Below are 6,738 nucleotides of genomic sequence, written 5' to 3'. Positions count from 1 at the left end.
CAGGTCGAGCCCGCGCCCGCGGGCTCGGCGGCCCCGGCGCCCGCCCTCCCCCAGGCGCCCGACGGCGACACGGTGTCGACCACCGCGCCCACCCCCGGGGACGTGCCGCACACCTACTACCCGGGGCAGCAGAACACCGCGTTCAGCCGCTACACGCTCGCCCCGGACGGCCGCACCCTCACCACATGGTTCTGGGGCGGCGCGTGCGAGAGCGCCCGCGCGCTGTTCGTGTCGCAGTCTCCGACCCGGGTCGCGATCCGTATCGAGACGATCCCCCAGGGCGACCAGTGCATCGACCTCGCCGTCGAGCACAAGTCCGACGTGACGCTTCCCACACCCCTGGGCGAGCGCGATGTCGTGGACGCGACGACCGGCGCGGTCGTCGTTCCCGGCGGCAATCCGTTCCCCGGCTGACACCCGCGGCCGAACGCGAACGAAGACGCCGCGCCGGCCCCGAGGGGCCGGCGCGGCGTCTTCGCGTGTTCGAGGTTCGTCGCGACCGATCAGTGATCGATCAGTGGAACGAGTCGCCGCAGGCGCAGGAGCCGGCCGCGTTCGGGTTGTCGATCGTGAAGCCCTGCTTCTCGATCGTGTCCACGAAGTCGATGGTGGCGCCGCTGAGGTACGGCGAGCTCATCCGGTCGGTGACGACGGACACGCCGCCGAAGTCGGCCACGACGTCGCCGTCGAGCGTGCGCTCGTCGAAGAACAGCTGGTAGCGCATACCGGAACAGCCGCCGGGCTGGACCGCTACACGCAGCGCGAGGTCGTCGCGGCCCTCTTGCTCCAGCAGAGTCTTGACCTTGGCCGCCGCCTCATCGCTGAGGAGGATGCCACCGGTCGTGGTGGTCTCGTCCTGGACAGTCATCTGCAAGCTCCCACGTGGTATTTCGTCGGTGTACGTCTACTGCCACCGTCGGCAACCGATGGTGACCCGGCCCTATTCCCACAGTACTTCCGGGCCGCTCGTTTTGTTCATGGTCGCACACCCCCGCTCTCGTCAACCTGACATGAACAGGATAAGATTGATAATGTCAATTAGACGAAAAGAGGTGCGCGCAGTGACCGCGACACACGATCTGGACCTGCCGCCGGGCGTGCAGCCGACCCCCCTGGCCCTGCTCATGCTCGGCCGCGCGTCCGACCCCCGCAGCGAACGGGGCGTCGAGTGTCCCGGTGACCTTCCCTCCCCGTCGGACCCCGACCTGGTGGCCCGGGCCCGGGCGGCGAAGGAGCGACTCGGCGACCGGGTCTTCATCCTGGGTCACCACTACCAGCGCGACGAGGTCATCGACTTCGCCGACGTGACCGGTGACTCGTTCAAACTCGCTCGCGAGGCCGCGGCCCGCCCGGGCGCGTCGTACATCGTCTTCTGCGGCGTGCACTTCATGGCCGAGAGCGCCGACATCCTGACCTCCGACGACCAGCAGGTCATCCTGCCGGACCTGGCCGCGGGCTGCTCGATGGCCGACATGGCCACGTCGGAGCAGGTCGAGGAGTGCTGGGACGTGCTCGCCGACGCCGGCATCGCCGACGTGACCGTGCCCGTGTCCTACATGAACTCCTCCGCCGACATCAAGGCTTTCACCGGCCGCAACGGCGGCACCATCTGCACGTCCTCCAACGCCGAGCGGGCCCTGAACTGGGCCTTCGAACAGGGCGAGAAGGTGCTGTTCCTGCCCGACCAGCACCTGGGTCGCAACACCGCGGTCCTGGAAATGGGCCTGACCCTCGACGACTGCGTGCTCTACAACCCGCACAAGCCGGGCGGGGGTCTCACCCGCGAGCAGCTGCGGGCGGCCAAGATGATCCTGTGGCGCGGCCACTGCTCGGTGCACGGGCGGTTCGACGTCGCCTCGGTGGAGGACGTACGGGCCCGAATACCCGGGGTCAACGTGCTCGTCCACCCGGAGTGCCGGCACGAGGTGGTCCAGGCGGCCGACTACGTGGGCTCGACCGAATACATCATCAACACCCTGGACGCGGCCGAGCCGGGCTCGGCCTGGGCGATCGGCACCGAGCTCAACCTGGTCCGTCGGGTCGCCGCGGCGCACCCCGACAAGCAGGTCGTCTTCCTCGACAAGACCGTGTGCTTTTGCTCGACGATGAACCGGATCGACCTGCCCCACCTGGTGTGGACGCTGGAATCGCTCGCGGATGGCAACGTGGTCAACCGCATCCGGGTGGACGCCGAGACCGAGAAGTTCGCCAAGGTCGCCCTCGACCGAATGCTGGCGCTGCCGTAACGCCGGCCGAGAACGCGGCACGGGCGGTGTGTACCGGGATCACCCGGGACACGCCGCCCGTACGCAGCACGGCGGAGCGGTAAGCACGTCAGGCCGGGCTCGAACTCCCCGGAACCAGGCCGTCGGCGCCGAGCATCTTCCTGACTTCGTCAACGTGTGCGTCCGTCGCCGGAAGCATCAGGTCGGACGCCACGATCTTCTCGGCCGGCACCGCTGTGCCGACCTCGCGGACCTTGGACAAAAGCGCTGTCAGGGCGGCGCGAAAAGCGGCGTCGTCACCACTTTCGATCGCGACCTGAAGCTCGTCGTCGTAGCGATTGAGCACCGCGAGGTGCGCCTGCGCCACATCGAGCTGGCCCTCACCCATGATCCGCACGATCATGTGCCGTCTCCCTGCTTGTCGAAACGCGGCCGGGGCTGACCGGGGCCGATCGCCGGCGGCGGGGTGCCACCGGAGAGCTCGGCCTTCATCCGCTCCAGTTCGAGTTCCACATCCGACGTGCTGGACAAACGCTCCAGCTCGGCGGTGATGTCGTCCTTCGCCATCCCGGTCGGGTCGTCGAGCGCGCCCGAGGCGAGCAACTCGTCGATCGCGCCCGCTCGGGCCTGCATCTGCGCGGTCTTGTCCTCGGCCCGCTGGATCGCGAGACCGACGTCGCCCATCTCCTCCGAGATGCCGGCGACCGCTCCGCCGATCCGTGCCTGTGCCTCGGCGGCCGTGTAGGTCGCCTTGATCGTCTCCTTGCGGGTACGGAAGGCGTCGACCTTGGCCTGCAGTCGCTGCGAGGCCAGGACGAGCTTCTCCTCCTCCGCCTGGAGGTTCTGGTGCTGGGTTCCGAGGTCCGAGATCTGCTGCTGCACACCCGAGCGGCGCATCAGCGCCTCGCGGGCCAGATCCTCGCGACCGAGGGCCAGCGCCTTGCGGCCCTGGTCCTCGAGCTTGCCGGACTGCTGCTGCAAGCCGGTCATCTGCAATTCGAGACGCTTGCGCGACGTCGCCACGTCGGCGACGCCCCTACGCACCTTCTGCAACAGCTCAAGCTGCTTCTGGTACGAGTAGTCGAGCATCTCGCGCGGGTCCTCGGCCTTGTCGAGAGCCTTGTTGGCCTTCGCGCGAAAGATCATCGCCATTCGCTTCATTACACCGCTCATGGGCCTCGCGTGCCCCCTTCGTAGGCATCCCGTGCTGCTCACTGAAGCCTAAATGCCCAAGCGACCTTGTGGCAGCAGGGCTTTGCCTCACTTGACGTGTTCGCTCGCGTGAGAGTTCCGGGAAGATCCGCGACGGTCGCGATCACCGGTGGTGTGCCCGTTCCGATCACAGGTCGCGCACGAATCGGGGAGCCTCGGAATCTCCCCCACCTCGAACACGTAGGATTTGAGGGTGTTCCGACGACGTTCGCAGGCAGAGCCCGAGACCGCCGAGCAGTCCCTGGAGCGTCTCCAGGGTTCGCAGGCCGTCCGTGACCCCCAGGCCCCCAAGGGCCGTCCCACGCCCAAGCGCAGCGAGGCCCAGGCAAACCGCAAGACCAAGGTGTCCGTCTCCAAGGACCCCAAAGAGGCCCGCAAGCAGGCCAGGCTTCAGATGCGCGAGGAGCGCGAGACGCAGCGCAAGGCGCTGCTCACCGGTGACGAGCGCGCGCTGCCGGCGCGTGACCGGGGCGCGGTGCGCCGGTTCTGCCGCGACTACGTCGACGCGCGCTACACCGTCGGCGAGTTCTTCCTGCCGTCCGCGGTGATCATCCTGATCCTGAGCATCCTGCCCAGCCTCGCGGTCAAGAACTTCTCGTTGATCCTGTGGATCGCGGTGATCCTGCTGATCGTCCTGGACTCCATTCGGGTCAACATGGGCCTCAAGAAGGCGCTGCGGGCGAAGTTCCCCAAGGAGACCCTCAAGGGCGTCACGCCCTACGCGCTCATGCGCTGTCTCCAACTCCGTCGCCTGCGGCTGCCCAAGCCCCAGGTCAAGCGAGGCGAGAAGGTCGCATGACGACGATCACCGGCCTCACCGGCGACCTGCACACGACGGTCCGTCGCGAGTTGGTGGCGCGACAGCTCGCCGAGCACATGACGCGGCTGCGTGATCGTGGCCCGTTGCGCGTGCTCGACGTCGGATGCGGCCCGGCCTCGCCCGGCATCCTCCTGGCCCGCGCGGGACACATCGTGACGTCGGTGAACACCGACACGGAGGTGCTCACCACGCTGCACGAGGACCTGGCCCAGGAGTCGGCCGACGTGCAGGGGCGGATGCGCCTGGTCGAGGGCGACGGCGCCGAGGCCGGTCGACACTTTCCTCCGGGCAGTTTCGATCTGGCGATCTGCCACGACGTGTTGGAGGCCCAGCCCGAGCCCGACGGCATGCTGGCCGCGCTCGCCCGGATGATGACCCAGGGCGGCCTGCTGTCGGTGACCTCGCGCAACGCGGGCTCGCTCGCGATGCGCGCGGGCGCCGCGGCGCAGTGGACCGCGACGCTCAAGGCGTTGTCGTCGACCACCTACCCCGCCCCCGGCGGCGGCACGGCGCGCGCGGACACCGTCGAGGGCCTGTCCACGGTGCTCTCCGACCTGGGCGCGCCGGTGCTGGACTGGTACGGCGTGGGCGTCTTCAGCGGTCTACAGCCCGAGGACGCCGAGCCGCCGCGCGGCCAGAAGGCGTGGCAGAACCTGTTGGCCTGCGAGGAGGACGCGTCGCGACGCGACCCGTACCGCCACATCGCGCCCGTGGTGCACCTGGTCGCCGAGAAGACGGTCCGCTAGCCGTATCGAGGGCAGGCGCGCTCGTGGGCGACGCCCTCGAGGCCGGTCGGACGGGCCGGACATAAGGTGCCGGTATGGACTTTCGACACCTCGGCCGCAGCGGTCTCGTCATCAGCGAGATCGCCTACGGCAACTGGCTCACGCACGGCTCCCAGGTCGAGGAGGACGCGGCCCTCGCGTGTGTGCGGGCCGCTCTCGACTGCGGCATCACCACGTTCGACACCGCCGACGTGTACGCGGAGACGCGCGCCGAATCGGTGCTCGGGCGGGCGCTGAAGGGCGAGCGCCGAGAGGGCCTGGAGATCTTCACCAAGGTCTACTGGCCCACCGGGCCCGGCCGCAACGACCGCGGTCTCTCGCGCAAGCACATCCTGGAGTCGATCGACGGCTCGTTGGCCCGCCTGGGCACCGACTACGTGGACCTCTACCAGGCCCACCGGTTCGACTTCCGGACGCCGCTGGAAGAGACCATGTCGGCGTTCGCCGACGTGGTCCGTGCGGGCAAGGCGCTGTACATCGGGGTCTCCGAGTGGAACGCCGAGCAGATCCGGGCGGCCGCCGAACTCGCGCGCGAGTTGCGGGTACCGCTGGTGTCGAACCAGCCGCAGTACTCGATGCTGTGGCGCGTGATCGAGGCCGAGGTCGTGCCGACGTCGGAGGAACTGGGCCTGGGGCAGATCGTGTGGTCGCCGATCGCGCAGGGCGTGCTCACCGGCAAGTATCTGCCGGGGCAGCCCGCGCCCGCCGGGTCGCGCGCCACCGACGACAAGGGCGGCCAGGACTTCGTGTCCCGGATGCTCACCGACGACGTGCTCACCCGCGTGCAGCAACTGCGCCCGCTGGCCGACGAGGCGGGCCTCTCGCTCGCCCAACTGGCGGTGGCCTGGGTGCTGCAGAACCCGAACGTGTCGGCCGCGATCATCGGCGCGTCCCGTCCGGAGCAGGTGTACGAGAACGTCAAGGCCGCCGGTGTGACGTTGGACGAGGGCCTGCTGACCAGGATCGACGTGATCCTGGACCCCGTGGTCAGCCGCGACCCGGCGCTCACCACGAGCCCGACGACACGCCCGTAGCCCGGGCTTGAGATGATCGAGAGGGCGCGGCTTCGGCCGCGCCCTCTCGTACGTCCGCCGTCGGGAATCGGGTGGCGATCGTCAGGTGCCGATCGTCAGCTCTCGGTATGCAGGCTCATGCCGTAGATCTTGGTGTCGTCCTCCAGCAGGGTCACCTGGTCGATGCCGGCGGCCAACAGATCCTTGTAGCTCTCGCCGAGCCAACTCTCGGCATCGGACTGGTTCGTGAAGTCCTCCGCCTGCGGTCCGTCGACCGGGGCACCGTTCGCGTCCTCGTACCGCCACACCCACGACATGTCGGGCTCCTCAACTCGGGATCTCGGACCGTCAAAGACGTGCACAGTAGATCAAGCCCACCCACCACTTAGCCAGGAGCGCGACGACACCCATGGAGCTCACGCTGCTCGGCACGGCCGGTCCCAAGGGCTGGCCCCAGCCGTTTTGCACCTGCGCCTCGTGTCTGGGATGCACGGGCCCCGTCGTCCGCGGACCCGCGTGCGTGTTGCTCGACGGCACGCTGTTGCTCGACTGCGGCCCCGAGCCGGCTCACGCGGCGGCGCGGGCCGGGCACCCGTTGACGGGGGTACGGCGACTGCTGCTGAGCGGTCCCGCCGACTCGGCGCCGTTGGCGTGGTTGCCGGCCGCGGGGCTCGACGAGGTGG

The 6,738-nt window shown here is 69.0% G+C and carries 8 protein-coding genes and 2 pseudogenes; 6 read left to right on the top strand and 4 right to left on the bottom strand.

What is annotated here, in order from left to right; all coding sequences use genetic code 11:
- A pseudogene (locus tag GT354_RS51600) lies at positions 1-414 on the top strand (hypothetical protein); the annotation flags it as partial.
- 100 nt (positions 415-514) lie between these two features.
- Here the strand turns inward: GT354_RS51600 and GT354_RS51595 are convergent.
- The gene (locus GT354_RS51595; protein ID WP_161365371.1) at positions 515-868 is read right to left on the bottom strand and encodes an iron-sulfur cluster assembly accessory protein; all 354 of its coding nucleotides are present in this window, start codon (positions 866-868) and stop codon (positions 515-517) included.
- 163 nt (positions 869-1,031) lie between these two features.
- Here GT354_RS51595 and nadA point away from each other — a divergent pair, with 163 nt between their 5' ends.
- A complete protein-coding gene (gene nadA / locus GT354_RS51590) occupies positions 1,032-2,246 on the top strand; it encodes a quinolinate synthase NadA (RefSeq protein ID WP_161365370.1) in 1,215 nt (404 codons plus the stop codon).
- Positions 2,247-2,334: 88 nt separating this feature from the next.
- On the opposite strand, the gene GT354_RS51585 is transcribed toward nadA, so the two are convergent.
- Complete coding sequence (locus tag GT354_RS51585) at positions 2,335-2,628, bottom strand: hypothetical protein (protein ID WP_161365368.1); 294 nt, start codon at positions 2,626-2,628, stop codon at positions 2,335-2,337.
- Complete coding sequence (locus GT354_RS51580) at positions 2,625-3,398, bottom strand: PspA/IM30 family protein (protein ID WP_079026675.1); 774 nt, start codon at positions 3,396-3,398, stop codon at positions 2,625-2,627. The genes GT354_RS51585 and GT354_RS51580 overlap by 4 nt, the downstream gene beginning before the upstream one ends.
- Before the next feature lie 232 nt (positions 3,399-3,630).
- Here GT354_RS51580 and GT354_RS51575 point away from each other — a divergent pair, with 232 nt between their 5' ends.
- The 3 genes from GT354_RS51575 to GT354_RS51565 all read left to right on the top strand — a co-directional run bounded on the left by GT354_RS51575 (position 3,631) and on the right by GT354_RS51565 (position 6,076).
- Entirely contained in the window at positions 3,631-4,236 is a 606-nt protein-coding gene (locus GT354_RS51575) for a DUF3043 domain-containing protein (protein WP_161365366.1), read from the top strand.
- Entirely contained in the window at positions 4,233-5,003 is a 771-nt protein-coding gene (locus tag GT354_RS51570; protein WP_161365364.1) for a methyltransferase domain-containing protein, read from the top strand. Before GT354_RS51575 ends, GT354_RS51570 begins: the two co-directional genes overlap by 4 nt.
- 74 nt (positions 5,004-5,077) lie before the next feature.
- Entirely contained in the window at positions 5,078-6,076 is a 999-nt protein-coding gene (locus GT354_RS51565) for an aldo/keto reductase family protein (RefSeq protein WP_161365362.1), read from the top strand.
- 95 nt (positions 6,077-6,171) lie between these two features.
- Here GT354_RS51565 and GT354_RS51560 read toward each other — a convergent pair whose 3' ends face one another.
- Positions 6,172-6,372, bottom strand: a complete 201-nt coding sequence (locus GT354_RS51560) for a hypothetical protein (protein ID WP_161365360.1) — start codon at positions 6,370-6,372, stop codon at positions 6,172-6,174.
- A 92-nt stretch (positions 6,373-6,464) separates the two neighbouring features.
- On the opposite strand from GT354_RS51560, the pseudogene GT354_RS51555 reads away from it, so the two are divergent.
- Positions 6,465-6,738: pseudogene (locus tag GT354_RS51555) on the top strand (adenosylcobinamide kinase/adenosylcobinamide phosphate guanyltransferase); the annotation flags it as partial.

The sequence above is a fragment of the Streptomyces sp. SID3343 genome, assembly GCF_009865215.1.
GTDB lineage: Bacteria > Actinomycetota > Actinomycetes > Streptomycetales > Streptomycetaceae > Embleya.
This window is presented reverse-complemented; position numbering and strand designations above follow the sequence as displayed.